Below are 23,643 nucleotides of genomic sequence, written 5' to 3'. Positions count from 1 at the left end.
ACTCGAATCTGAAAAGTAGTGCGCCCGGCAAGCGCTGCGGCTTGCCGGGCTGGTAAAGGTTACAAACGGATCTCGGTACCGAGCAGCTTGACGAACTGCGCCAGCCAGGCCGGGTGCGCGGGCCACGCGGGCGCCGTGACGAACTGGCCATCCGTGACGGCGTCCGTGACGGCGATGTCGGCATACGTGCCGCCCGCCAGCTTCACTTCCGGCGCGCAGGCGGGATAGGCGGAAATGCGCTTGCCGCGGATGACGTCGGCGGCGGCCAGCAATTGCGCACCGTGGCAGACGGCCGCGACAGGCTTGCCCGCCTCGGCGAAATGGCGCACGGCGGCGATGACTTTCTCGTTCAGGCGCAGGTATTCGGGGGCGCGGCCGCCGGCGATCATCACGGCGTCATAGTGGGCCGGGTCGATGTCGTCGAAGCTGGCGTTCAGGGTGAACAAATGGCCCGGCTTTTCCGTGTAGGTCTGGTCGCCCTCGAAATCGTGGATGGCCGTCTTGATCGTCTCGCCGCTCTTCTTGCCGGGACACACGGCATGCACGGTATGGCCGAGCATCAGCAGGGCCTGGAACGGCACCATCGTCTCATAATCTTCTGCAAAATCGCCGGTCAAAAACAGAATTTTCTTCGCTGCCATTTAGTTCTCCTATGAAAGATTGATCCCATATCCTTGCCTGCAGGACACACCGCAAGGCGTATCTTAGCGCGACTTGGCAACCATACTGGATATTTATCAAACTTTTGCGCCTTGATCGAGGATTTTACAGGCTGAGGCAGAATTTTTTACAGGCTGGCAGGTCAAACTCGGACGCCCCCACTCGAAAGCCTGGCCATGCACACCGCCACCAGCCCCCTTGCTACACCTGCCCTGATCCGTATCTTCGACCATTTTGCCGATGCGCAGCAGGCCCGCAGCGCCCTGCTCGACGATGGTTTCCCCGCGCACGCCGTGCAGCTCGACACGGTCGACGACGAGGCCGTCCCCACCGTCCCCATACAGGGCAAGGCCGCGTGGCGCGGCATGTTCCGCCTCGTCGTGGCCATCGGCAATGCGCAGGAACGGGAACGGGCGCACGCCATCGTGCAGGCGCATCACGGCTGCGATATCGACCAGCGCACGGCCAGCCACGCGGGCGGGCGGCGCGCAGGCGTCGCTACGCTCGCTGGCTGAGGCGCCCTCCCCCGCGCGGCCAAATTATGGCAAGATCAAGCTTCCTTCATTCCTCAGTGGAACTTGCCATGATTTTTGAAATTGCCCACATCCAGATCAAATCGGCCACGCACGCTGCCTTCGAAGCGGCCGTGACGAAAGCCATCCCCCTGTTCCAGCGCGCGCGCGGCTGCGAGTCGATGCGCCTGGAGCGCTCGATCGAAAACGGCGACGCCTACCGCCTCGTCGTGGGCTGGACGACGCTGGAAGACCATACCGTGCATTTCCGCGGCAGCGACGACTTCCAGGCCTGGCGCGGCCTGGTGGGCGAATTCTTTGCCGCCCCGCCCCAGGTCGAGCACATGAACACGGTGGTGACCGGGTTTTAATATCGGCAGGCGGCACGGGCTGTAAATGTCCGGGCCGGCGCCTTAAACGGCAGGATGGTGAAACACTTGCCGCAAGTAAGCGAGGAAAGTTTCATCCTTGCACAGGGTCTTGCCCGGCGAATCCGACAATTTCGCCACGGACTGGCCATTGCAGCGCACCAGTTTCATGACGATGTTGAGCGGCGTCAAACCGACGTCATTGGTGAGATTGGTGCCGATGCCGAAGCCCGTCATGATGCGGTCGGCGAAGTGCTGGTACAGGGCAAACGCCTTGTCCAGGTCCAGGCCGTCGGAAAACACGAGGCGCTTGGTATTGGCGTCGATGCGCAGGGCCGCGTAATGGGCCAGTGCCTTCTCGCCCCACTCGACGGGGTCGCCCGAATCGTGGCGCAAGCCGTCGAACAGCTTGGCGAAATACAGGTCGAAGTCGGCCAGGAAGGCGTCCATTCCCACCACGTCCGTCAGGGCGATACCCAGGTCGCCCCGGTATTCCTGCACCCAGTCTTCCAGTGCCGCCTTTTGAAAGTCGCGCAGGCGCACGCCAAACGACTGGAACGATTGCATGTATTCATGCGCCATGGTGCCGATCGGCACGATGCCGAGCTTTTTCGCCAGGTAGACATTCGACGTACCCTTGAAATACTCGGGCACCTCGCGCGCCAGGCGCTGCACCACCTCGTCATGCCAGGCACCGGAAAAGCGCCGGCGCACGCCGAAGTCGGAAAACTCGAATGGATGCTTGCGCCTTGGCAGCTTGCCGAATTCCTTCACGGCCGCCACTTTCAAGCCCAGGCGGTGGCGCCCTTCGCGCATGGCCGCGTCCAGGTCGAAACGGCGGAAATACAGTTCGTTGATGATGTACAGCACGAAAATCTCGAAGCCCATCACGTGTACTTGCGGCCCGGCCGCGTGCACGAGCAAGGTGTCGCCATCCGTGCTCACTTCGATGAACTTGCGCTGGAAGCGGAACACCGTCAAAAAGTCGACGAAATCGCTCTTCATGAAGCGCAGGGTGCGCAGATACGCCAGCTCGTCGTCGGCAAACGACATCGAGCATAAATGGTCGAGCTGCTCTTCCAGCTCGCCCTTCAGTTCGGCCAGGGGAAAGGCCGTGGCGTTGCGGCAGACAAATTCGTATTCGGTATGGGTATTCGGATGACCGTGCAGCAATGCTTGCCACATTGTAAATTTATACAGATCGGTTTCCAGCAAACTGCGCACTATCGGGGTCATGTGTGTTTTCTCCAACTTCCTGAAGCCAGAATAGTACGCCACTGCAAGCATTTCAGCAGGACACAATCGACAATGGCTCAGGCCGGCGCGTTCGCCTGCAGTTCGGGCAAGACGTCGGCGGAGGTGGCCAGCCGCGCGCCGCGCGCATGCATGGCGGCCAGGAAGTCGCGCTGCTGTGATGCAAAGCCCGTGACAGGGCTCATGCAGTCCGTCAGCAAGACCAGGCGCGCCAGCGCCTGCGGTCCCTGCTGCGCTTGCAGGTAGTCGGCGATGTGCTCGGTGCTGGCTTTCACGCAGTGGCTGCCCGCTTCGCCGGTGACATAAATCTGCTGCGCCGGCAGCAAGGTATCGAGGAAGGCGCGGTTGAGCTGGGTGGCCGCATCCTGCGGATCGGGCACTTCCGCCATGACGGCCGAGTAATGCTCGGTCCATGGATTCGAACCCTTGCTCAGCTTGGCCACCACTTGCAGCCGCTCCACTTCCCACGCGTTGTAGGCGGCGCGCACGGCCGCGTGGACATTCTGCCCCCAGCTGCCGATCTCGCAATGCACGGGCCACACCATCAATTGATAGCGCCCCGCTTGCTGCAAGGCATCCAGATAGGCCAGCGCGCGCGGCAAGGCGCCGCTGGCGGCGGGCAGGAACAGGCGGTCGCGCACCTGCTGCGCGCTGATCTGCGTAAATGGCGGCACGGCGCCGCCATCGCCCGTGCGCCAGAAGGCGGGGTGGGCGATGTCGTAGCGGTGGTGCGCGTCGAGCGTGATGCTGATCTGCGTCAAGCCGCCGCCCCCTTCGCGGATCAATTGCGCCACGCGCAGCATATCCTGGTGGGCGCCGGGCACGGCCAGCGCCGGTGCGGCGTCTGGCGGCAGCCAGGCGGCGGGCAAGTCGCAAAAATCGTTTTGCGGATCGATGACGAGCAGGTGCAACTGGCGTTTCATGGCGGTCCTCTGGCGTGGCAATAGTTCGCATGATACGGGCAACTGCGCCGGCGCGCCTGCACCGGCTACGCCCGGACTGTGCTCACTCGCAATAACTTGCGCCGAAACAAGCCACGCGACGCTTCAGGGATGGAAGACATAGCGGCGCTGGCGCCGCTCGACAAGCTTGACGGCCACCTCGCCCGCTTCCGCCACGGCGTCCGCTTCCGTTGTAAACTGGTGGTCGGCCGATACCCGGCGCTTTTTCACCAGGTTGACCCGGTGCATGGGGTTGCGCGACGGGGCATAGATGGCGACGTAGGCGCCCCATAGCTTGCAGCCCCGCAAGGGTTCCGCCGTGTAATTCACCTCATAAAAATCAACATACTTTATCGGCACGATGTTCGCTCCAAAAATGACATGGCCGGACAGCTTGTCTCTACGGACTGACGCGGTAAAAAGGTAAAACCATGCGTTCACGCCTGCTCGGGATACCCGATGCGGCTTTGTTTTTATAACGCGGCATAGGAGAAAATGGATGAATGACTACCTCATCTTCATGCACGACGACACGGAAACACCGGTGGACGTCGCCACGCCGGCCTGGGAAGATTACTTCGCCATGCTCAGGGCCAGCGGCCGCTTCTGCGGCGGCAGTTCCATCGGTCCCGGTATCTGCGTACACCGGTCCGGCCAGGCCAAACCGGTCACGCCACACTTGTCAGGTTATATACGTGTACAAGCTGAAAGTATAGACGATGCAAAAAAATTGTTAATCGGAAACCCCGTACTGAACGCAGGGGGGACGGTGGAAATCCGCGAGCTGCCGCGCGACTGACGCGGCGTCGCCGGCCCCCTACTTTCCGGCCTCGGCCGCGGAATGCATGGACCACACGACGCTGAGGATTTTCCATTCGCCATCGCGCTTGACCATTTGCCACGCTTCCACGCCATAGTTGGACAATTTATTGCCGACGAGGAATTCGTAGTCGAAGTTGACCCACGCGACATGGCGGTCCTGGGTGATCTTGACGTTGTAGAATTTTTCTTCCGTGCGCTGGGGTTCGCGCTTGATGAAGTTGGCGAAACCGACATAGCCGGCCGCCCCGACGCCGTCGAAGTGGACGTCCGTCGTGTCGCGCATTTTCTTGATGAAATCGTCGTCGGCAGGCGAGGCGAACAGGATGTTCGTATGCAGCAGCAGCGACGACAGCAGCTTGACATCCTTGGCGATCAGGGCCGCCTGGAAGTCGGCGACGACTTTTTCGATGGCGCGGATATCTTCGGGCGTGGAAGCGTGGCGCCCCACGTGGGGCGGCGCCACGGGCGCAGTTTGCGCCAGCGCAATGCCTGCTGAAAACAAAGAACATCCGAACAATATTGCGCTTGCCAACTTGTGCATGAGGGACTTTCATGGCGAACCGCTCGCCGGGCCGGCACGGGGCGTGCCGCCGGCAAGCTTATGTCAACCATGGCAGATTGGCAATCCCCCTTTGGAACTAGAGGCGAGCCTGACTCAGGCAGCCAGGGCTTCGATCGACGCGCGGCCCTTGGCGATCGCGCTGCTGACGGCTTCCTCGCCCATGGCCACGCCTTCGGCTTGCACGAACTCGATCTCGGTGATGCCGATGAAGCCCAGCGCCGTGCGCAGATAAGTGCTCAGGTAGTCATACGCGGCGCCGGGGCCTTCGCTGTAGACGCCGCCGCTGGCCGTGAAAATGACCGCTTTCTTGCCCGTGGCCAGGCCGACCGGGCCCGTCGCCGTGTACTGGAACGTGCGGCCCGCGCGCGCCACGTGGTCGATCCACGCCTTCAGGGTCGAGGGCACGGAAAAGTTGTACATGGGCGCGGCCAGCACCAGCACGTCGGCCGCCAGCAATTCGTCGACCAGGGTATCGGACAATTGCACGGCCGCTGCCGCGTGCGCGCTGCGCTGGTCGGCCGGCGTGAAGAAGGCGCCCATCACCTCTTCCGTCAAGTGCGGCACGGGCTGCGCCGCCAGGTCGCGTTCGACCACGCTGGCGCCTTGCGCGGCCAGTTTGGCGACGAATTCGCCGGACAATTGACGAGAAAGGGAACCGCTGTTGCGCACGCTGCTATTAATGTATAAGACCTTGCTCATGAAGTGCTCCTGTGAAAACGGGTGACGGGAATGGCCGCATCGCAGCCCTTGTACACAGCATAGTTCGGGTCTACCATCGAGAAAACCGTGTAAATATAAATGATTAGCATCGAATTTCTAGATATGGAGTCAGCATGAGAGAACCGGGCCAACCTTCGCTCGACCAGTTGCGCGTGTTTGTCGCCGTCATCGACGCGGGCGGTTTCGCCCACGCGGCGCGCCAGTTGCACCGCACGCAGTCGGTGATCAGCTACACCATCGCCAACCTGGAAGAACAACTGAACGTGGTGCTGCTCGACCGCGGCAAGCGCAAGCCCACCCTGACGGACGCGGGCAAGGCCCTGCTGGCCGACGCGCGCGCCGTGGCCCTGAAGGTCGACGGCATGCGTGCGCGTGCCAAGGCCTTGGCCGGCGGGCTGGAGGCGGAAGTGTCGGTGGTGGTCGACGTGATGTTTCCCACCTGCGTGCTGGTGCGCGTGCTCGAAGCGTTCCAGGCGCAGTTCCCCACCGTCGCCCTGCGCCTGCGCATCGAGGCGATGGGCGCCGTGGCGCAACTGGTGATGGATGGCAGCTGCCACATCGGCCTCGGTGGCTGGATGACGGCCACGGCCAGCGTCTTCGAGCGCCTGGCCGTGGGCCACGTGCGCCTGATTCCCGTGGCAGCGCCCAGCCACGCGCTGGCGCAGCTGGCAGGCCCGATTCCCTCCAACGTGGCGCGCGAACACGTGCAGCTGGTACTCAGCGACCGCAGCGTGCTGACGGAAGGCCAGGATTTCGGCGTGCTGGGATTGCGCAACTGGCGCCTGGGCGACCTCGGTTCCAAGCACGCGCTGCTGCGCGCGGGCCTGGGCTGGGGCAACATGCCCGAAGCGATGGTGCGCGACGACCTGGCGGAAGGCCGCCTGATGCACCTGCCGCTGGCCGTCGACAATGGCGAGAATTACCCGATTTACCTGATCCAGCGCGCCGACACGCCGCCGGGCCAGGCGGGCAAGTGGCTGACGGAGCGGTTTGCGGAGCAGTTGCCGTTGCTGGCCCAAGGGTTTTAAACGCCAAACAAAACCTACTGCGCGTCGCGCTTTGCGGCCTGCGATGCTCACCGTACTAAAGTACGGTTGCGCTTCTTAGCCACAAATCGCTGCCGCTCGCTACGGTTTTGTTAGGCGTTGTGAGTTCACAATTGACACAGGTATGATGCGGGTAACACTTTAATAAGGAACCACATGGCCGGCATCGACGACTTCGTCAACAAACAAAAACCTGGCGCGCGCTTCGTCATCACGGCGCAGATGCTGCGCATGACGCCGCAGCAATTCGATTCGCTGGCGCAGGAATGGATGGAAGACGGCGGCCCCGGCTTCGACGTGGCCGGCATCCCGCACCGGGTGGTCGTCGACGGGCAGTTCTATATTGCCCGGCTCACCGTGCAACGGCACGGCGAGCCGGCATAAGGCCTAATCGACGCCCAGCACGTGCAGGCGGCGCCGCAGGCGCGCCACTTCTTCCGACAAGTCGACCACCAGCGCGGCCAGTTCGGCGTTCGCGTCGAACACGGATTCGATTTCGTGCAGGCGGCGCGCGCGCACCAGGTCCAGGCTGGTGAAGCGCCAGGCCGTGAGTTGCCCCGCCGGCGGGCCATTTTGCAGCAGCACGCCCGTCTGCACGTGCTGCACCACCCAATCCGGCTCCACGGCGCAGGCGCGCGCCAGTTCTTCCAGGCTCAGGGCACGGTCTTCGAGCAATTCGCCAATTACCTTGTTTGTCATGATTTACCCTCCCAGCTTCTGGCGCGGATTGAAAGCCATCTCGCGCGCCATGGTTGCATACAGTTCGCGCGCCTTGTCATCGTTCGCCGGCGGCAGCACCACTTCCAGCAGCAGATACAGGTCGCCCGGCTGGGCGGCGGGGATGCCGCGTCCCTTCAGGCGCAGCTTGCGCCCCGTCTGCGAATTGGGCGGCACGCTGACGGACACCGTGCCCGATGGCGTGGGCACGTCGATCTCGCCGCCCAGCGCCGCTTCCCACGGCGTGACGGGCACCGTCTCGAAGACGTCGCGCCCTTCCACCTTGTAGCGCGCATCGGGCCGGAAGCGGATTTCCAGGTACAGGTCGCCGGCGGGCGCGCCGCCGCTGCCCGGATTGCCCTGCCCCTTCATGCGCAGCTGCTGGCCCTCCGTGACGCCTTTCGGTATCGTCACTTCCAGCGTGCGTTCGCGCGTCACCACGTGGCCTTGCGCATCCGCCTCGGGCACGCGCATGACGATATGGCGCTTGGCGCCCTGGTAGCTGTCCTGCAAATCGATGGTGATGGCGGCGTGGCTGTCCTCGCCCTGCATCTGGAACGTGCTGTTGGCGCGGCGCCGCCCGCCCACGTGGGCGAACAGGTCGGCAAAGAAGTCGCTGTCGTCGGCGCCCGACGATTCGTAGCCCGCACCCCAGTCCGGCGGCGGTCGGAAAGGTTCTCCCTTGGGATGGCCCTGCGCGCTGCGCCCCAGTTCATCGTAGGCGGCGCGCTTTTCCGCGTCGCCCAGCACGCCGTAGGCTTCGTTGAGGGCCTTGGTGCGCTTGTCGGCGTCCGGCTCCTTGCTCACGTCGGGATGGTATTTGCGTACCAGCTTGCGGTACGCCTTCTTGATCTCGGCCTCGGTCGCCGTCTTTTCGACGCCAAGTTCCTTGTAATAATCCTTGTATTCCACCGTGCCTGCTCCCCATGGTTGAAGTGCCTATGGGAAGAGTACACGAATTGGCGCCGATGGCGCGTGCGCACAATACAACACCGCCCGCGGGACTGGGGTCGCGCGGGCGGCAGCAGGGAAGCGGAAACGCCTAGCGCACGCGGCGCAGCGAGGAAATGCGGCGGTCCAGGCCATGGTGCAGGCGGCCGTAGCTACCTGGCCCCATCACCACGCAGCGGCCGCGGAAGTTGGCGTCGACGCAGAATTCCCAGCGGCCGTAATTGACGACGATCGATTCGGCGCGGTCGTTGAAGCCATAGCGGCTCAAGTCATGCACTTCGCGGTCCAGGCGCACGGGCCGGCCGCGCATGCCCGCATCGGGGAACATCAGCACGGCGCCATTCATGTCGGGACGGTGGCCGCCGCCATGGCCGTGACCAGGATACGGGCGTTCCGGCTCCGGATACGGGCGGTTCGGCCGCGGCGGGTAGGGACGGTGATCGCCGCCGCCATGACCCGGCCGGCCCACTTCGCGCACGGAGGAAACGGCGTCGTTCATGCCCGGCATGGTGTCGTAGCGGCCCGGTCCCAGGGTACGGCAGTTGCCACGGTAATTGGCGTCCTTGCACACTTCCCAGGTGCCCGAGCGCACGATGATGCTGGAGGTCTTGTCGTTAAAGCCCATGCGCGACAGATCGCCCGTATCGGAGCGCAGGGTGACCGGGCGGCCGCGGAAACCGGCATCCTCGAACAGGGTGATTTCGCCCGCCGATGCGGCAAGGGGGGCGAGAAAGGTGGCGGCGCACAGCAGCGCGGGCCGGAAAGATCGAACCATGACAACTCCAATACTGAGACATTTTCGCCAGTGTAGTCCAGGCGGCAGGCGGCGAGTGTAACAAAGGGCAAGCAAATGTCAGCACACGGCAGGGAATGTAAAAACCGCCTGGCGGGATCAACCCGGCAGGCGGCCTGTCAGTACCGCGTCAAGACGCGATCAGCGCACGCGGCGCAGCGAGGAAATCTGGTTTTCCATGCTGTTCAGGCGGCCGTATTCTCCCGGCCCGATCACTTCGCAGCGGCCGCGGAAGTTCGAATCGCTGCACACCTCCCACTGGCCCTCGTTGACGACGATGGACGAGGCGCGGTCATTGAAGTTGTAGCGCACCAGGTCTTCCGCATTGCGGTCCAGCGCCAGCGGTTCGCCGCGCATGCCCGCTTCGGGGAACAGCAGGACGGCGCCGCGCTGCTGGTACTGCTGTTGCGGATATTGCTGTTGCGGATACTGCTGCTCGTATTGCGGCCGCTGGTACTGCTGTTCATACTGCTGCTGGCGGCGCGCTTCGCGCTCGTCGACCATGCGCGCCGACGACACGCGCCCATCGAGGCCGCGCCCCAGGTCGTCGTGGCGGCCGGGGCCGAAGATGCGGCACACGCCGTTGTAGTTCGCATCGCTGCACAGCTGCCAATAGCCGTTGTAGATGACGATGCTCGTGGTGCGGTCGTTGAAGCCGATACTGACGAAATCGTCCGTATCGCGGTTCAGGCGCGCCGAGCCGCCATTCTGCCCCGCGCCCGAATACACTTCCAGGGTGCCGCCACGGCCATAGCCGCCATGGCCGCGGTCCGGATCGCGCCCGGGACGTCCCGGATTGTAGCCGTCGCCGCGCCCCGATTCGCGCACCGAACTGATGGCGTCGTTCATGCCCGGCATCGAGCGGTACTCGCCCGGCCCCAGGGTCTTGCAATTGCCGCGGAAGCCGGCATCGGTACACACATCCCAGGTCCCTGAACGCACCAGGATGCTCGACACCTTGTCATTGAAGCCAAAGCGCGACAAGTCGTCCGTCGTCTCGCGCAGGTTCACGGCGCGGCCACGGAAATCAACGTCTTCGAACAAGGTGATATCGCCCGCATGGGCGCTTGCATGCGCCCCCAGCGAGAGCAGCAAGGTCGCCGCGCATGCCAGCGCGTGTTTGAAAGGGCCCGTCATGATTAACTCCATTCTTCATTCTTTGGTGATGATTCGCCTGGCCAAAACGCCAGGATGCCATTGTAACAAGTGCCCGCCCGTCCACGCGGAAAGCCGCCAGCGTTAGCCAGGGTCTGTCAAGGCAAGTGATCGACATGACAACTGATACCAGTGTAACCATCCGCAGAAAAAACGGTGTAACAAAGTATGGGAAAAGCACAATAAATTGTTACCAAAAGCAATAGCCGGCCCCGGCAGGGACCGGCCACTCGTGCCAGCCCCGCGTCAGCGCACTTCGCGCACCGACGAGATGCGGTTGCTCAGGCGCTCCAGGCTCGCGTATTCACCGGGTTCCAGGGTGCGGCAGCGGCCGCGGAAATCCACGTCCTCGCACACTTCCCAATAGCCGGAGCGCACGCGCACGCTTTGCACCGTGTCGTTGAAATCGCGTTCGCGCAAATCGGCCGAGGCGTTGCGCACGGTCAAGCTGCGGCCGGCGAAATCGTCGCGCGTATAGAAGGTCAGTTCGCCGCCCAGCGAGCGCCCCGGCAAATGGCCGCGCTCGCGGTCGCGGTCACGGCGGCCGTCCCAGTCGCGCCCCCGGTCGCGGTCGCGGCCCGGATAACCATCCCAGCCGCCGCGCACTTCGCGCAGCGAAGTGATCTTGTTGGCATGGCCGTCCAGCGACGGATACTCGCCCGCCTCGAGCAGGAAGCAGGCGCCGCGGAAATCGGCTTCCTCGCACGCTTCCCAGCGGCCCGAGCGCACGCGGATGCTTTGCGTCGTGTCGTTGAAACGGACCTCTTCCAGGTCGGCGACGGCGTCGCGCACGGTGTGCGAGCGGCCGTGATAATCGTCGCGCGAATACAGGGTCAGTTCGCCGGCGCCGGCCAGTTCGGCCGTCATGGCGGCGCCCAGCAGCAGGGCGCAGTTCAAAGCTTTCTTCAACATGGTCTTACTCCATAGTCAGGGTACTGCGGTTGACTATTTGGTCATTTTGCCAAATAGAGCGCGCAGTCTATCCGCGACTGGCCCACTTAGCTGTAACAAATGATTACCGCGCGCCGCCCCCGGGGGCGCCACGGCGGACAAGCACGGCGAATGCCGGTAGAATCTTGTGTTTAGTCAAGCTTGCCGACCATGCCGCACACTACCTCGTTCACCCTGCCCGCCGTCCGTACTGAAATTTCTTCGCTGTGGAAGCTGGCATGGCCCATCCTGATCGGCCAGCTGGCCACCGTCGGCATGGGCGCGGCCGACGTGGCGATGACGGGGCATACGAATCCCGAGGAACTGGCCGCCGTCTCGCTGGGCGCGGCCATCTGGTCCATCGTACTCGTCACCGTGAGCGGCATCATGATGGCGATCAATACGCTGGTGGCGCATGAAATCGGCGCCGCGCGCCACGACCGGGTGCCGCACATCGTGCGCCAGTCGCTGTGGAAGGCGCTGCTCGTGGGCCTCGTGGCTTGCCTGCTGACGAACATGGCGGCGCTGGTATTCGACCACCTGATGCTCGAACCCCATGTCGCGGCCAAGGCCAAGCTGTTCGTGCACATCATCAGCTGCGCGCTGCCGCCGTTCGCCGCCTACCGCGCGCTGTACGGCTACAGCACCAGCATCAACCAGACCAAGCCCGTGATGGTCATCGCGCTGGCCGCGCTGGGCATCAATATCCTCGTCAACTACCTGCTGATCTACGGCCACTGGGGCATGCCGAAGATGGGCGGCGTGGGCTGCGCCGTGGCCACCACCTGCTGCGTGTGGATGATGTTGCTGGCCATGCTGGCCTGGATCAAGATCGCGCCCGCCTACCGCGCCACGTACCCGTTCACGCACTGGGAAGGGCCGCAGCTGTCGTCCATCGGCCCCATGCTGCGCCTGGGCCTGCCCATCGGCGTGACCTACTTTGCCGAAGTGAGCGCGTTTGGCGTCATCAGCCTGCTGGTGGCGCGCTTCGGCGTGATCCAGGTGTCCGCGCACCAGATCGCCCTGAATTTCTCGTCCGTCGTCTTCATGGTGCCGCTCACGTTCGGCATCGCGCTGGTCACGCGCGTAGGCCACGCCGTGGGCGAAGCCAATCTGCGCCGCGCGCGCTTCATTTCGTGGGTGGGCGTGGCCATGTCGCTGACGGCGGCCATCGTCTCGGCCACCGTCATCACCGTGTTCCGCCACCAGATCGCGCAAGCCTACACGTCCGACCCGCAAGTGCAGGCCCTGTGCGCGCAGCTGCTGCTGTTCGCCGCCCTGTTCCAGCTGTCCGACGCGACGCAGGTGGCCACATCCTGCGCCATCCGCGGCTACAAGGTGACGCGCCAGCCGATGCTGATCCAGCTGCTGGCCTTCTGGGGTTTCTCGCTGCCGATCGGCTACGTGCTGGGCCTCGCGCCAGCCGGCTTCCCCTGGTCGCCGGCCGAGCCGATGGGCGCCGCCGGTTTCTGGATCGGCCTCGTCACGGGTTTGACGGTCGCCGCCGTGCTGCTGACCTGGTACTTGAACCGGCTGTCGCTGCAGCGCCTGCGCGCGGCGCATTGAAACAATGCATGGAACACAGGGCGGCGCGCAATTTATGCATGCCGCCCTCCCTGCTTCGCCATACAAAGCCCCAGCGCCGCACTCTTTCCGCCAAAGTAAAGAAGGCAATTGCCGGATTATTCCGTGGCTGGCCCTATCGCATTAAACGCCGTGCTCTGGTATCGTTTGCTGTCAAGCATCTTCTTGACATCCCTTTACAATCACCGAGACATCCATGCGTTTTATTCTTTGTTTTCTGGCCGCGATGGCCAGCGTTCCCGCATCGGCTGAAAAGCTGACCCTGGAACGCATCCACGCCGATCCGGCGCTGGCCGGCCCCGGCGTGCGCAACCTGAAGGTCTCGCCCGACGGCGAGCGCGTCACGTTCCTGCGCGGCCGCGCGGACAACCAGTTCCAGCTCGACCTGTGGGAATTCAAGCTGAAGGACAAGAGCACGCACCGCCTGGTCGACTCGAAGGCGCTGGTGCCGAATGAAACGATTTCGCCCGAAGAGCAGGCGCGCCGCGAACGCGAGCGCACGGCCAGCCTGAACGGCATTCTCAGCTACAGCTGGTCGCCGGACGGCAAGCAGCTGCTGGTGCCGCTGGCCGGCAATCTGTACCTGGTCGACGCGGCCCACCCGGACAAGGCGCGCCTGGTCGCCAAGGGCAATGTGCTCGATCCGAAAATCTCGCCGAAAGGCCGCTACGTATCGTTTGTGCGCGATCAAAACATCTATGTGATCGACCTCAAGACGAACAAGGAACGCCAGCTGACCACCGATGGCAAGGGCACCATCCGCAACGGCGAAGCCGAATTCGTGGCGCAGGAAGAAATGGGCCAGCGCACCGGCTACTACTGGGCCCCCGACGATTCCGCCATCGCCTATAAACGCTATGACGAAGCGCCCGTGCCCGTCGTGCGCCGCTTCGAAATCTTCGCCGACCGCACCGACGTCGTCGAGCAGCGCTACCCGGCCGCGGGCGACCCGAACGTGCTGGTGCAGCTGCTGATCGTCTCGCCGGAAACGGGCGCGCAGCGCCAGGTGGACCTGGGCACGAACCCGGACATCTACCTGGTGCGCGCCGACTGGAGCGCGGACGGCAAGTCGCTCGTGTACCAGCGCCAGTCGCGCGACCAGAAGACCCTCGACCTGGTCGCCGTCGATGCGGCCACCCTGGCGCAGCGCACCCTGCTGACGGAAACGTCGAAAACCTGGGTCAGCATCCATGACGACCTGCGCTTCCTGCCGAACGGCCAGTTCCTGTGGTCGTCCGAGCGCACGGGCCGCAACCACCTGTACCTGTACGACATGGGCGGCAAGCTGCTGCACCCGGTCACTTCCGGCGAGTGGGGCATCGACAGCGTGCTGGCCGTGAACCAGAAGACGGGCAAGGTCTACGTATCGTCGAACCGCGACGCCGTCATCGACAAGCAGACCTACGCCCTTGCGCTGGACGGCAGCACGGCCGACAAGCCGCAGCGCGTCACCAAAGCCGATGGCTGGCACGACACGACGTTCTCGCGCAATGGCGAAGTCTTCGTCGACACGTACTCGGACCCGGCCACGCCGCCGCAAGTGAGCATCCGCCGTCCGGACGGCGCCATGGTGGGCTGGCTGGAAGAAAACGCGCTGAACGCCAGCCACCCATACTTCAAGTACAAGGCGGACCACCTGCCGACCGAATACGGCACCCTGAAGGCCAACGATGGCCAGACCTTGCACTATTCGATCGTCAAGCCGTCGAACTTCGACGCCGGCAAGCGCTATCCCGTCTACCTGTCGACGTATGGCGGCCCGCACTCGCAGCACGTGGCTCGCCGCTGGGGCAACAACTTCGACCAGTACATGGCGCAGCAGGGCTTTGTCGTCTTCCGCCTCGATAACCGCGGCTCGTCGCGCCGCGAGCGCGCGTTCACGGACGCCATCTATCACAACCTGGGCGCGGCGGAAGTGGCCGACCAGCTGGTCGGCATCGACTGGCTGGGCAAGCAAAGCTTCGTCGATGCGAAACGCATCGGCGTGTTCGGCTGGAGCTACGGCGGCTTCATGACCCTGCGCTTGCTGTCGGCAGCGTCCGACAAGATCGCCATGGGCGTTTCCGTGGCGCCCGTGACCGACTGGTCGCTGTACGACACCCACTACACGGAGCAATTCCTCGGCATGCCGAAGGAAAACGTGGACGGCTACAAGGCCAGCACGGTGTTCGCCCACCTGGACGGCCTGAAGTCGCCGCTGCTGCTGGTGCACGGCATGGCCGACGATAACGTCCTGTTCAGCAACAGCACGCGCCTGATCGACGCGCTGGTGAACCGCGGCGTGCAGTTCGACCTGATGACGTATCCTGGCGCCAAGCACGGCATCTCGTCGCGCGCGGGCCAGCGCCACGTGTACAAGAAAATCGAGCTGTTCTTCAAGCAGAACCTGGCCGATCCAGTGAAATAGGTTTGACCGGCATCAAATAAAAAACCGCCGCCTGTCTCGCGACAGGCGGCGGTTTTTTTATGCGTGCGCCAGATTACGGCTTACGGGTAACGGTTTCCACCGCGTCCTTGACGTCGCCGACTTTCTTCTGCACTTTGCCTTCGACCTGGTTTGCCAGGCCCTTGGCTTGCTGTTCTTCGCTGCCGACGATCTTGCCAGCGGCTTCCTGGATTTTACCGCCGACTTCCTTCAGTTTACCTTCGACTTGATCTTTGTTCATGATGGATCCTCACTGTAGTTGGTACATCTGTTGTCCGGCCCCGAAGGGCCGGTACTGCGGCTCACACGCTGTTGCAAACTGCTTGCTGCGTGTCGATGTGTCCATACTACGGGGCGGGGGATCAATGCTCTGTACGGTTCCTAACACATGCTCAATTTGCGCCAATATCGGCGATCACGCGGGCTTGCGCCACACGGTGGCCAGCCACGGCTGCTGGTCGCGCGGCAAGCCCGGCGGGCGGTAGTACTGGTCGAGCAGGCTGAAACCGGCCGCCTGCACGTAGGCGGCCCACGTCTCCTCGTCGTGATAGCTGCCGTAGCGGGCGCCATTCCAGCCTTCCTGGTTCTGCCCGCGCGGATTCGAGCTGAACAGCACGCCACCGGGCTTCAGGCAAGCGTGCAAGGCGCGCAGCACGCCGGGCAAGACGGCGCTGGGCACGTGGAACAGCACGGCATTGGCAAACACGCCGTCGAAGTGCGCGGCCGGCAAATCGAGGTCGACGAAATCCTGCTGCCACACGGTGCAGCCGCTGTAGGCGCGCGCCATCTCGACGAAGCGGGGGCAGCCATCGACGCCCGTGGCGTGATGCCCCATGGCCGTGAACGCCTTCAGGTCGCGGCCAGGGCCGCAACCGAGGTCGAGGATGGCCAGCGGCGCCGGCTTGCCGATGGCGTCCAGCAGCGCGGCGATGTTCTGGCTGACGTCGTGGTCGCGCGTGCCTTCGAAAAACTGCTCGGCGCTGGCGTCGTAATGGGCCAGGGTGCGGCCCGTGATGGCGTGGATGGGGTCTTGCGGTGGGCTTGGCTGCATGGCGGTCCTGTCGATATGTTCCGCCATTTTACGCTGCCGACCAGTTCCCCGGCCGGCAGCGTCAGCACTCTTACCAGACGCGCACGCGCTGCTCCGGCGCCAGGTACAGCTGCTGGCCCGGCTGGACGTCGAAGGCCGGGTACCAGGCGTCGAGATTGCGCACGGTGGCGGCACGGTATTGCGCCGGCGCATGGCCATCCGTGAGGATCTGCTGGCGCGCCGCCGCTTCGCGCGCCTTGCTGCGCCAGCTGACGCCATAGCCCGTGAAGAAATCGCGGTCGGCGCCCGCCTGCACCGGCTTGCCCTGCTGCGACAGGGTGAACGCATCATGCGCGGCCGCCACGCCGGCCAGGTCGGCCAGGTTTTCGCTCAGGGTCAGCTGGCCATTCACGGCCAGGTCGGGGAATGGTTTGTAGGCCGCGAACTGCGCTACCAATTGCTTGGATGCCGTCTGGAAATGTGCCAGGTCGGCCGGCGTCCACCAGTCGCGCAGCTTGCCCTGGGCGTCGAACTGGGCGCCCTGATCATCGAAGCTGTGGCTGATCTCGTGGCCGATGGTGGCGCCGATGCCGCCGTAATTGGCCGCATCGGATGCCTGCGGGTCGAAGAATGGCGGCTGCAGGATGGCGGCCGGGAAGTTCAGCGCATTTTGCAGCGGCAGGTTGACGGCATTGACCAGCTGCGCCGGCATGGCCCAGGCCTTGCGGTCGGGCGACTGGCCCAGCTTGGCCAGCTCCTGGCGATAGTGGAACTGTTCCGCCCGCTGCACATTGCCCAGCGCATCGCCGCGCACCACGCGCAAGCCAGCATAACTGTCCCAGCGTTCCGGATAGCCCACGCCCACATACAGGGTTTGCAGTTTTTCCTGCGCCTGCGCCTTGGTGGCGGGCGCCATCCAGTCCAGCTTGTCGATGCGGCGCGAGAAGGCGGCGACGATATTCGTCACCATCTCCTGCACGCGGGCTTTCGATTCCGGCGGGAAATAGCGTTCCACGTACAGCTTGCCGACGGAGTCGCTGAGGGCCGCATTCGTCGCGGCCAGCGCGCGCTTGCTGCGCGGCGACTGCTGCGGCGTGCCGCTCAGGGCGCTGCCATAGAAGGCAAAGCGCTGGTCGGCGGCCGCCTTCGGCAAGGTGGTGCTGAAATGGTTGATGGCGTGGAAGGCCAGGAAATCCTTCCACGTGGCCAGCGGCACGCTCGCCACCAGCGCGGCGCTGCCCGTCATGGCCGTCGGATGCCAGACGATGAAATCCGTCTGCTTGCCCAGGCCCGCCGCCTGGAAGAAAGCTTGCCAGTCCAGGCCCGGCGCCTTGCTGGCGAAGTCGGCGGCGCGCCACGCGTTATTGCCCTTGGCGACATCGGCCGAATCCTCGCGGCTGGCGTGGCTGGCGGCAATTTTCTGTTCCAGCGCAAACACGCGCGCGGCGCGGGCCGGTGCATCGCGGTAGCCGGCCTGCTTGAGCATGGCGGCGATATGCGCCTGGTAGCCCGCGCGCAAGCCCTGCATGCGGGCGCTGTCGTCCTGGTAAAAGGCGCGGTCGGGCAAGCCCAGGCCGCCCTGCAGCAGGTAGGCGACATTGCGCGTGGTGTCGTTCAAGTCTTGCGCCACCCACAGGCCGAACAGGTTTTCCGTATAAAAATTGGTGGAATTGAGCGGGTCGACATCGGCGCGCAAGCTCTCGCCCAGCGCGCGGGCCAGCCCTGCCTGGTCGCGTATGCCATTGATCTTGCTCAACAAGGGCTTGATCGGGGCCCAGCCTTTCGCTTCGATAGCCGATTCGTCCATCCAGGAACGGTAAAAATCGCTGACCTGGCGCGCGGAGGCATCGGCCTGCGGCGCCGCCGCCAGGCCTTCGACGAGGGCGATGATGCGCTCGTTGGTCGCATTGGCGAGGATGGCGAACGAACCCCAGCTGCTGCGGTCGGCGGGAATCTCCGTGCCGCGCAGCCAGTCGCCATTCACGTAGTCATAGAAGTCGTCGCCGGGCAAGGCAGCGGGGACGGCGGCGCCGGCGACATCGGCGGCGGCCGGCTGGCCGTGCGCCCGGGCGGGCAAGCCGGTCAGCGAAACGCCGGCCAGGGCGAGGACGATGGCGGCCTGGACTGGCGTCCGGGACCAGGAAAAACGCAAACCGTGCATGGCGATCCTTTCGATGGAATAGTCAAAATCATAGCCTGTTTCCCATGCAAAAAGCATCCGGGAACTTTTTTGCATGCGGACAAAAAATCGGCCTATAGTTTCACGACCCCGTGCCGCGCGTACGCCAAGGAGATTGCCATGCAACTGGAAGCGCTGTTCCAGCAACCCCACGCCCTGCCTGCCGCCCCGAAGATCGTCGATGAACTGGTGCGCAGTTTCGACAACCCCGCCATCGCCACCGAAGACATCGCGCGCCAGCTGGGAGCGGACCCGGCCTTGAGCGCCAAGCTGCTGCGGCTGGCCAATTCAGCCTATTACCACGTCTCGCGCAGCATCGGCACGGTGGAAGACGCCGTGCTGATGCTCGGTTTTGTTACCGTGCGCACCCTCGTCATCAGCTCGGGCCTGGTCAGCGGCTTCAAGGCCGTGCCCGGCCTGAACCTGCCGCAATTCTGGCGCTACAGCCTGCACAGCGCCGTGTCTGCCCGCTGGATCGCCAGGCAGACGGGCGACAACCAGGACCTGGCGTTCACCATCGGCATGATGCATGCGATCGGACAACTGGTGATCCATGCCGCCATGCCCGAGCAAGCCATGCAGCTTGACAAGATCGCGCCACCGCTCGATGCGCGCCGGCTCGACGCGGAGCGGGTCTCGCTGGGCTATGACTATGCGCAGGTGGGCGCCGAACTGGCGCGCCACTGGAAGTTCCCCGGCGCCTTTGCCGACGCCATCGCCGCCTTTCCCGACCCGCTGGCCAAGGCGCCGCTGAACCGCCTGGCCGCCATCATCCACCTGGCCGCCTGGCGCGCCCGCATCGATGAAAACGCCCTGAGCAATGAAGAAATCATCGCCTGCTACCCCGGCAGCGTGGCCGAAGCGCTCGGTTTGCCGCCCTCGGTACTGGTCGACAAGATGCCGCCGCCAGCCGAACTGAGCGCGGGATTGGAAGAACTCGTCAAATAAATCCCCCACCGCCGGCATCGCCGACCCTGCATCCATGCGGGTTTGCGGGCGATTCCTGCGGATCGCCAAAATTATCCAAATTATTTTCACTTTTTTTTCAAAAACACCCTCAAGTTCCCGTTAAGCACGCCGTTAATCTAGACAAGCGGTAATCCATTCACTAGTTACGGGTGTGCTCATGACCTCCAACGACGTTCTCTCGATGTATGAAAATATTGCAGGAATGACCAATAAAATGGTCGTGGCCGCACGTTCGAGCGACTGGAATGACTTGGATGCCCTGGAAAACCAGTGCGCCAGCGCCGCCAGCACGGTCATGACGGGCAAGGTACCCGCCCTGGCCGGCGCCTCGCGCCTGCGCAAGATCGACTTACTCAAGCAAATCCTGGCCAACGACCGCGAAATCCGCACCATCACGGAACCGTGGATGACGCAGCTGCCGAACGCCATGCAAGGTTCGCGCGCCCGCATGTAAGTCATATTGCAGCGCCAGAAACGACAAAAGCACCCGCGGGTGCTTTTTTTACGTCTGCCGCCTTGCCGGGGAGCGCGCCATCTGCGGCGCTCGGGAAACAAGGAAGGGGAATTTGGAAGGCGAGCCCCAGGTATCTCCTGGCGTCGCCTCGCTGCCGGTTGCATCCGGCGTTCGCGAGCACATCGTCGGCATCGCGAACCGCTTCCAGACCCAGGCGTTTATGCAACGCTACACCTGTTTGCCGCGCCACACTATCGTTGGTGACTGCGCCAGGCTGGGGCTGTTTTGTCGTAGAGCAAGTCCACTGAATTAATCATATCACCATATTTAAGAAACAGGCAACACGCGATACGCGCATTTTTCTGTCTTTTTTCAATATCTTTTTTTATATCAAATTCCGGCACCGCCTTGACGTAGCCCTTGCAACATCATCAACGCGAGAACGGCTCCGGTTCCGGCTCATCCGCCGCGCCCTCTTCCACCGCTTCCGTCAGCACGGGCGCCTCCTTCTTCTTGCGGCCGAATGGCTTGCGCAGCAAGACCCAGTATTTCGACGGCGCACTAGGCCCCGCCGCCTGCCTGCGCTTGCGCACGACATACACGACGAGGGCCGTCAGCAACAGGAAGGCCAGGGTGCCGATACCCAGCCACAGCAAACCGTTGCCGCCCGCCTTCTTCTCGGCTGCCGGCGCCGCGTGCAGGGGTTTGGGCTTGGCATGCGGCGCCTGCACCTCGGCCGGCGCGGCAACCGGCGCAACGGCGGCAGCAGCGGCGGCAGGTTGCGCCAGCGCCTGTTGCAAGGCGCCGATCTTGCCTTCCAATTCGCCGAGCTTGTCATTCAGGGCCGCGTTTTTCTCATCCAGCGCCACGCATGCTTGCGCCTGCTCCATATTGGCTTGCGGCGCGCAAGCGGCGACGGGCGCCGTGGCGCGGCGCAACGGCGCCGAACGCAGTGCGGTAGCGGCCGGCGCGGGCACGGCGGGCGGCGGCACGAACACGCGCGCCGGGCGCACCAGGCCTTCGGCGCGCGCGCGGGCCGCCAAGGCGGCGGCATCGGGCAACGGCGCGGCGGACACGGCGCGCGGCAATGGCAACGGTTGCGGCACGGGCGCGGGCGCGGGCGCCGGAACGGCGGGCCTGGCTGGCGCGCTGACAGCGGCGACGGCGGCGGCGGGCGGGGCCGGCGTCAGCCACAAGGTGCCCAGGCGCACGACGGCGCCATTGCCACTGCCCAGCAATAAATACAGGTGCACGTGGCCTGCCTGGATCGCTTGCCGCGTTGTCACACGCACATAGTGGCGTCCACCGCGCTCCAGCGGGCTGATGGTCAAGGTTTGCAGGGCCGGATCCATGCCGATGCCGCCGCCGCGGTACACATCGGGCGAAGCCAGGCGCACGGCCACGCCGCCGGCTTCTTCGGGCGCCAGGGCCGTCAGTTCGATCTCCGCCAGCAAGGGCTGGCCCACGTACGACAGCACGGCCATGTCACCCAGTTCGGCCGCCATGACGGGCGGCAAGGCCAGGCTGGCGGCGGCGCACGCGATCAGGGACCAACGGGGAAAGATGCTGCTCTGCATGGACTGATCGCTTTGATAACAGGATAGGAAGGGGAACTCGCCTGTCTTTAACGGCAGGAAATCGCAAAAATATAGATGGGTCAGGGCAAAAATGATGCAATACAGCATCATCCTGTGCTTTTTTGACGCCTGGAGTACACTCGATCCACCTCCATCGATGAAAGGGATGCCATGAGTAGCAGAATCGAACGCGACAGTTTCGGCCCGATCGACGTACCCGCCGACCGGCTATGGGGAGCGCAAACGCAGCGCTCGCTCGAGCACTTCCATATCTCCACGGAAAAGATGCCGCCCGAACTGATCGCCGCCCTGGCCACCGTCAAGCGCGCGGCCGCCCACGTCAACCTGGACCTGGGTCTATTGGATGGCAAGAAAGCCATCGCCATCACGCAAGCGGCCGACGAAGTACTGGCCGGCAAGCATGCCGCGGAATTCCCGCTGGCCGTCTGGCAGACGGGTTCTGGCACGCAAAGCAATATGAACATGAATGAAGTGCTGGCCAACCGCGGCTCCGAGCTGATCGGCGGCTTGCGGGGCGAGGGGCGCCTGCTGCACCCGAACGACGACGTCAACCTGGGCCAGTCCTCGAACGACATCTTCCCCACCGCCATCCACGTGGCCGCAGCCCTGGCCGTCGCCAACACGGTCTTGCCGCCGCTGCGCCAGCTGCGCGCCACGCTGGACGCGAAGGCCACGGAATTTGCCGACATCGTCAAGATCGGCCGCACCCACTTGCAGGATGCGACGCCGCTGACCCTGGGCCAGGAATTTTCCGGCTACGTGGCGCAGCTGGACTTTGCCGAGCACATCATCACGGCATCGTTGCCGCCGCTGCTGCAGCTGGCCGCCGGCGGTACGGCCGTGGGCACGGGATTGAATGCCCACGTGGAATTTGCCGGCCGCATCGCGACGGAACTGGCGCGCCTGACGGGCCAGCCGTTCGAGACGGCCAGCAACAAGTTTGCCGCGCTGGCGGCCCACGACGCCTTGGTGGCCGCCCATGGCGCGCTGAAAACCCTGGCCACGGCCCTCATGAAAATCGCCAACGACGTGCGCTGGATGGCGTCCGGCCCCCGTTCCGGCCTCGGTGAAATCACCATCCCCGAAAACGAGCCGGGCAGCTCCATCATGCCGGGCAAGGTCAACCCCACCCAATGCGAAGCGCTGACCATGCTGTGCTGCCAGGTGTTCGGCAACGATGTCGCCATCACGGTGGGCGGCGCCTCGGGCAATTTCGAGCTGAACGTCTTCAAGCCCTTGATTGCGCACAACTTCCTGCAAAGCGCGCGCCTGCTGGGCGACGGCATGCGCAGCTTCGACGAGCATTGCGCGCACGGCATCGCGCCGAACCGCGAGCGCATCGCCGAACTGATGGAGCGCTCCCTGATGCTGGTCACGGCGCTGGCGCCGCACATCGGCTACGACAAGGCGGCGCAAATCGCCAAGCAGGCCCAGCATGAAGGCACGACCTTGAAGGAAGCGGCGCTGGCCCTGGGCTTTGTGACGGAAGAGCAATTCGGTGCGTGGATCGTGCCCCTGGACATGACGCGGCCCAACAAAAGTTAAGGCTCAGCCTGCATTCCTCCTGGCTTCATGTAAACTATGACCTTAGTTGACACCGTCATTAAGTGTTTAAAACACATCGTTGCAATAAGGGATACAATGCAAAAAGTAAGCTTTGATTTAACATCCGAGTTCGTCGAGCTGAACCAGCTGCTGAAGCTGGTCGGCCTGTGCGACAGCGGTGGCGCAGGCAAGGTCATGGTCGATAGCGGCGTGGTGAAGGTCGATGGCAAGAAGGAATTGCGCAAGACCGCCAAGATCCGTGCCGGCCAGGTCGTCAGCGTGGGCGATATCCGTATCACGGTCGTCGCTCCCGTCTGACCCCGGCATGGGGGTGCGAAAGCAGCCCCATGCGTCCAGCCAGCGCCGCTGCCAGCCGGCTGCCTGGATCAAGCTGCAAACACGTCGTTATTGTCAGATAAATATCGATT

26 protein-coding genes are annotated in these 23,643 nt (G+C 64.0%); 11 read left to right on the top strand and 15 right to left on the bottom strand.

Annotation, left to right across the window (positions count from 1 at the left end):
• Positions 1-59 precede the first annotated feature (59 nt).
• Entirely contained in the window at positions 60-641 is a 582-nt protein-coding gene (locus tag O0879_RS19580; protein ID WP_230522406.1) for a DJ-1/PfpI family protein, read from the bottom strand.
• A gap of 195 nt (positions 642-836) precedes the next feature.
• Here O0879_RS19580 and O0879_RS19575 point away from each other — a divergent pair, with 195 nt between their 5' ends.
• Positions 837-1,175, top strand: coding sequence for a hypothetical protein (locus tag O0879_RS19575; RefSeq protein ID WP_289918272.1), 339 nt, complete (start codon positions 837-839; stop codon positions 1,173-1,175).
• A 68-nt stretch (positions 1,176-1,243) separates the two neighbouring features.
• Complete coding sequence (locus tag O0879_RS19570) at positions 1,244-1,543, top strand: antibiotic biosynthesis monooxygenase family protein (RefSeq protein ID WP_034781921.1); 300 nt, start codon at positions 1,244-1,246, stop codon at positions 1,541-1,543.
• A 42-nt stretch (positions 1,544-1,585) separates the two neighbouring features.
• Here the strand turns inward: O0879_RS19570 and pncB are convergent, their stop codons facing one another.
• From pncB to O0879_RS19555, 3 genes are all read right to left on the bottom strand, one after another.
• A complete protein-coding gene (gene pncB / locus O0879_RS19565; RefSeq protein WP_099665174.1) occupies positions 1,586-2,776 on the bottom strand; it encodes a nicotinate phosphoribosyltransferase in 1,191 nt (396 codons plus the stop codon).
• Between the two features lie 77 nt (positions 2,777-2,853).
• Positions 2,854-3,717 carry a cysteine hydrolase gene (locus tag O0879_RS19560; protein ID WP_289918271.1) on the bottom strand — a complete coding sequence of 288 codons (864 nt, stop codon included), beginning with the start codon at positions 3,715-3,717 and terminating at the stop codon, positions 2,854-2,856.
• Positions 3,718-3,840: 123 nt separating this feature from the next.
• Positions 3,841-4,095 (bottom strand): hypothetical protein, encoded by a 255-nt coding sequence (locus O0879_RS19555; protein ID WP_099665176.1) that lies wholly within the window; start codon positions 4,093-4,095, stop codon positions 3,841-3,843.
• 139 nt (positions 4,096-4,234) lie between these two features.
• On the opposite strand from O0879_RS19555, the gene O0879_RS19550 reads away from it, so the two are divergent.
• Entirely contained in the window at positions 4,235-4,534 is a 300-nt protein-coding gene (locus O0879_RS19550; RefSeq protein ID WP_099665177.1) for a hypothetical protein, read from the top strand.
• Positions 4,535-4,552: 18 nt separating this feature from the next.
• Here O0879_RS19550 and O0879_RS19545 read toward each other — a convergent pair whose 3' ends face one another.
• Entirely contained in the window at positions 4,553-5,059 is a 507-nt protein-coding gene (locus O0879_RS19545) for a nuclear transport factor 2 family protein (RefSeq protein WP_289906236.1), read from the bottom strand.
• Positions 5,060-5,212: 153 nt separating this feature from the next.
• Entirely contained in the window at positions 5,213-5,818 is a 606-nt protein-coding gene (locus O0879_RS19540) for an FMN-dependent NADH-azoreductase (protein ID WP_289913424.1), read from the bottom strand.
• 134 nt (positions 5,819-5,952) lie between these two features.
• On the opposite strand from O0879_RS19540, the gene O0879_RS19535 reads away from it, so the two are divergent.
• Both O0879_RS19535 and O0879_RS19530 read left to right on the top strand, forming a co-directional pair.
• Positions 5,953-6,867, top strand: coding sequence for a LysR family transcriptional regulator (locus O0879_RS19535; protein ID WP_289918269.1), 915 nt, complete (start codon positions 5,953-5,955; stop codon positions 6,865-6,867).
• Between the two features lie 174 nt (positions 6,868-7,041).
• Positions 7,042-7,269: a hypothetical protein gene (locus tag O0879_RS19530; protein WP_099665181.1), complete on the top strand. Its 228-nt coding sequence runs from the start codon at positions 7,042-7,044 to the stop codon at positions 7,267-7,269.
• A 3-nt stretch (positions 7,270-7,272) separates the two neighbouring features.
• Here O0879_RS19530 and O0879_RS19525 read toward each other — a convergent pair whose 3' ends face one another.
• From O0879_RS19525 to O0879_RS19505, 5 genes are all read right to left on the bottom strand, one after another.
• Positions 7,273-7,584, bottom strand: a complete 312-nt coding sequence (locus tag O0879_RS19525) for a MerR family transcriptional regulator (protein ID WP_099665182.1) — start codon at positions 7,582-7,584, stop codon at positions 7,273-7,275.
• 3 nt (positions 7,585-7,587) lie between these two features.
• Positions 7,588-8,514, bottom strand: coding sequence for a DnaJ C-terminal domain-containing protein (locus tag O0879_RS19520; protein WP_099665183.1), 927 nt, complete (start codon positions 8,512-8,514; stop codon positions 7,588-7,590).
• A gap of 130 nt (positions 8,515-8,644) precedes the next feature.
• A complete protein-coding gene (locus O0879_RS19515) occupies positions 8,645-9,328 on the bottom strand; it encodes a beta/gamma crystallin-related protein (RefSeq protein ID WP_289918267.1) in 684 nt (227 codons plus the stop codon).
• A 159-nt stretch (positions 9,329-9,487) separates the two neighbouring features.
• Positions 9,488-10,483: a beta/gamma crystallin-related protein gene (locus O0879_RS19510; RefSeq protein WP_289913421.1), complete on the bottom strand. Its 996-nt coding sequence runs from the start codon at positions 10,481-10,483 to the stop codon at positions 9,488-9,490.
• Positions 10,484-10,747: 264 nt separating this feature from the next.
• Positions 10,748-11,413, bottom strand: a complete 666-nt coding sequence (locus O0879_RS19505; protein ID WP_099665187.1) for a beta/gamma crystallin family protein — start codon at positions 11,411-11,413, stop codon at positions 10,748-10,750.
• Positions 11,414-11,602: 189 nt separating this feature from the next.
• Between O0879_RS19505 and O0879_RS19500 the strand changes: the two genes are divergently transcribed.
• Both O0879_RS19500 and O0879_RS19495 read left to right on the top strand, forming a co-directional pair.
• The gene (locus O0879_RS19500; protein WP_289918265.1) at positions 11,603-12,997 is read left to right on the top strand and encodes an MATE family efflux transporter; all 1,395 of its coding nucleotides are present in this window, start codon (positions 11,603-11,605) and stop codon (positions 12,995-12,997) included.
• 214 nt (positions 12,998-13,211) lie between these two features.
• The gene (locus O0879_RS19495) at positions 13,212-15,422 is read left to right on the top strand and encodes a S9 family peptidase (RefSeq protein ID WP_289918262.1); all 2,211 of its coding nucleotides are present in this window, start codon (positions 13,212-13,214) and stop codon (positions 15,420-15,422) included.
• 73 nt (positions 15,423-15,495) lie between these two features.
• Here O0879_RS19495 and O0879_RS19490 read toward each other — a convergent pair whose 3' ends face one another.
• The 3 genes from O0879_RS19490 to O0879_RS19480 all read right to left on the bottom strand — a co-directional run bounded on the left by O0879_RS19490 (position 15,496) and on the right by O0879_RS19480 (position 18,631).
• Positions 15,496-15,681, bottom strand: a complete 186-nt coding sequence (locus O0879_RS19490; protein WP_077400637.1) for a CsbD family protein — start codon at positions 15,679-15,681, stop codon at positions 15,496-15,498.
• Positions 15,682-15,855: 174 nt separating this feature from the next.
• Complete coding sequence (locus tag O0879_RS19485; protein ID WP_289906243.1) at positions 15,856-16,491, bottom strand: class I SAM-dependent methyltransferase; 636 nt, start codon at positions 16,489-16,491, stop codon at positions 15,856-15,858.
• Between the two features lie 70 nt (positions 16,492-16,561).
• Positions 16,562-18,631: a M13 family metallopeptidase gene (locus tag O0879_RS19480; RefSeq protein ID WP_289918260.1), complete on the bottom strand. Its 2,070-nt coding sequence runs from the start codon at positions 18,629-18,631 to the stop codon at positions 16,562-16,564.
• 138 nt (positions 18,632-18,769) lie between these two features.
• Here O0879_RS19480 and O0879_RS19475 point away from each other — a divergent pair, with 138 nt between their 5' ends.
• Together O0879_RS19475 and O0879_RS19470 are read left to right on the top strand one after the other, a co-directional pair.
• A complete protein-coding gene (locus O0879_RS19475) occupies positions 18,770-19,597 on the top strand; it encodes an HDOD domain-containing protein (RefSeq protein WP_289918258.1) in 828 nt (275 codons plus the stop codon).
• A gap of 223 nt (positions 19,598-19,820) precedes the next feature.
• Entirely contained in the window at positions 19,821-20,072 is a 252-nt protein-coding gene (locus O0879_RS19470) for a flagellar protein FliT (protein WP_289918256.1), read from the top strand.
• 431 nt (positions 20,073-20,503) lie between these two features.
• Here the strand turns inward: O0879_RS19470 and O0879_RS19465 are convergent, their stop codons facing one another.
• On the bottom strand, positions 20,504-21,649 hold the full coding sequence (locus O0879_RS19465) for a hypothetical protein (protein WP_289918255.1): 1,146 nt from the start codon (positions 21,647-21,649) through the stop codon (positions 20,504-20,506).
• 171 nt (positions 21,650-21,820) lie between these two features.
• Between O0879_RS19465 and fumC the strand changes: the two genes are divergently transcribed.
• Both fumC and O0879_RS19455 read left to right on the top strand, forming a co-directional pair.
• Positions 21,821-23,215 carry a class II fumarate hydratase gene (gene fumC / locus O0879_RS19460; RefSeq protein ID WP_289906246.1) on the top strand — a complete coding sequence of 465 codons (1,395 nt, stop codon included), beginning with the start codon at positions 21,821-21,823 and terminating at the stop codon, positions 23,213-23,215.
• A gap of 96 nt (positions 23,216-23,311) precedes the next feature.
• Positions 23,312-23,533, top strand: a complete 222-nt coding sequence (locus O0879_RS19455; protein WP_035825476.1) for an RNA-binding S4 domain-containing protein — start codon at positions 23,312-23,314, stop codon at positions 23,531-23,533.
• The last annotated feature ends 110 nt before the right edge of the window (positions 23,534-23,643 follow it).

It is taken from the genome of Janthinobacterium sp. SUN120 (assembly GCF_030397735.1).
GTDB lineage: Bacteria > Pseudomonadota > Gammaproteobacteria > Burkholderiales > Burkholderiaceae_D > Janthinobacterium > Janthinobacterium kumbetense.
This window is presented reverse-complemented; position numbering and strand designations above follow the sequence as displayed.

Coding starts and splice junctions, on each gene's coding strand:
- O0879_RS19580 (WP_230522406.1), bottom strand. CDS start 641: ATGGCAGCGAAGAAAATTCTGTTTTTGACCGGCGATTTTGCAGAAGAT.
- O0879_RS19575 (WP_289918272.1), top strand. CDS start 837: ATGCACACCGCCACCAGCCCCCTTGCTACACCTGCCCTGATCCGTATC.
- O0879_RS19570 (WP_034781921.1), top strand. CDS start 1,244: ATGATTTTTGAAATTGCCCACATCCAGATCAAATCGGCCACGCACGCT.
- pncB (WP_099665174.1), bottom strand. CDS start 2,776: ATGACCCCGATAGTGCGCAGTTTGCTGGAAACCGATCTGTATAAATTT.
- O0879_RS19560 (WP_289918271.1), bottom strand. CDS start 3,717: ATGAAACGCCAGTTGCACCTGCTCGTCATCGATCCGCAAAACGATTTT.
- O0879_RS19550 (WP_099665177.1), top strand. CDS start 4,235: ATGAATGACTACCTCATCTTCATGCACGACGACACGGAAACACCGGTG.
- O0879_RS19540 (WP_289913424.1), bottom strand. CDS start 5,818: ATGAGCAAGGTCTTATACATTAATAGCAGCGTGCGCAACAGCGGTTCC.
- O0879_RS19535 (WP_289918269.1), top strand. CDS start 5,953: ATGAGAGAACCGGGCCAACCTTCGCTCGACCAGTTGCGCGTGTTTGTC.
- O0879_RS19530 (WP_099665181.1), top strand. CDS start 7,042: ATGGCCGGCATCGACGACTTCGTCAACAAACAAAAACCTGGCGCGCGC.
- O0879_RS19525 (WP_099665182.1), bottom strand. CDS start 7,584: ATGACAAACAAGGTAATTGGCGAATTGCTCGAAGACCGTGCCCTGAGC.
- O0879_RS19515 (WP_289918267.1), bottom strand. CDS start 9,328: ATGGTTCGATCTTTCCGGCCCGCGCTGCTGTGCGCCGCCACCTTTCTC.
- O0879_RS19510 (WP_289913421.1), bottom strand. CDS start 10,483: ATGACGGGCCCTTTCAAACACGCGCTGGCATGCGCGGCGACCTTGCTG.
- O0879_RS19505 (WP_099665187.1), bottom strand. CDS start 11,413: ATGTTGAAGAAAGCTTTGAACTGCGCCCTGCTGCTGGGCGCCGCCATG.
- O0879_RS19500 (WP_289918265.1), top strand. CDS start 11,603: ATGCCGCACACTACCTCGTTCACCCTGCCCGCCGTCCGTACTGAAATT.
- O0879_RS19495 (WP_289918262.1), top strand. CDS start 13,212: ATGCGTTTTATTCTTTGTTTTCTGGCCGCGATGGCCAGCGTTCCCGCA.
- O0879_RS19490 (WP_077400637.1), bottom strand. CDS start 15,681: ATGAACAAAGATCAAGTCGAAGGTAAACTGAAGGAAGTCGGCGGTAAA.
- O0879_RS19485 (WP_289906243.1), bottom strand. CDS start 16,491: ATGCAGCCAAGCCCACCGCAAGACCCCATCCACGCCATCACGGGCCGC.
- O0879_RS19480 (WP_289918260.1), bottom strand. CDS start 18,631: ATGCACGGTTTGCGTTTTTCCTGGTCCCGGACGCCAGTCCAGGCCGCC.
- O0879_RS19475 (WP_289918258.1), top strand. CDS start 18,770: ATGCAACTGGAAGCGCTGTTCCAGCAACCCCACGCCCTGCCTGCCGCC.
- O0879_RS19470 (WP_289918256.1), top strand. CDS start 19,821: ATGACCAATAAAATGGTCGTGGCCGCACGTTCGAGCGACTGGAATGAC.
- O0879_RS19465 (WP_289918255.1), bottom strand. CDS start 21,649: ATGCAGAGCAGCATCTTTCCCCGTTGGTCCCTGATCGCGTGCGCCGCC.
- fumC (WP_289906246.1), top strand. CDS start 21,821: ATGAGTAGCAGAATCGAACGCGACAGTTTCGGCCCGATCGACGTACCC.
- O0879_RS19455 (WP_035825476.1), top strand. CDS start 23,312: ATGCAAAAAGTAAGCTTTGATTTAACATCCGAGTTCGTCGAGCTGAAC.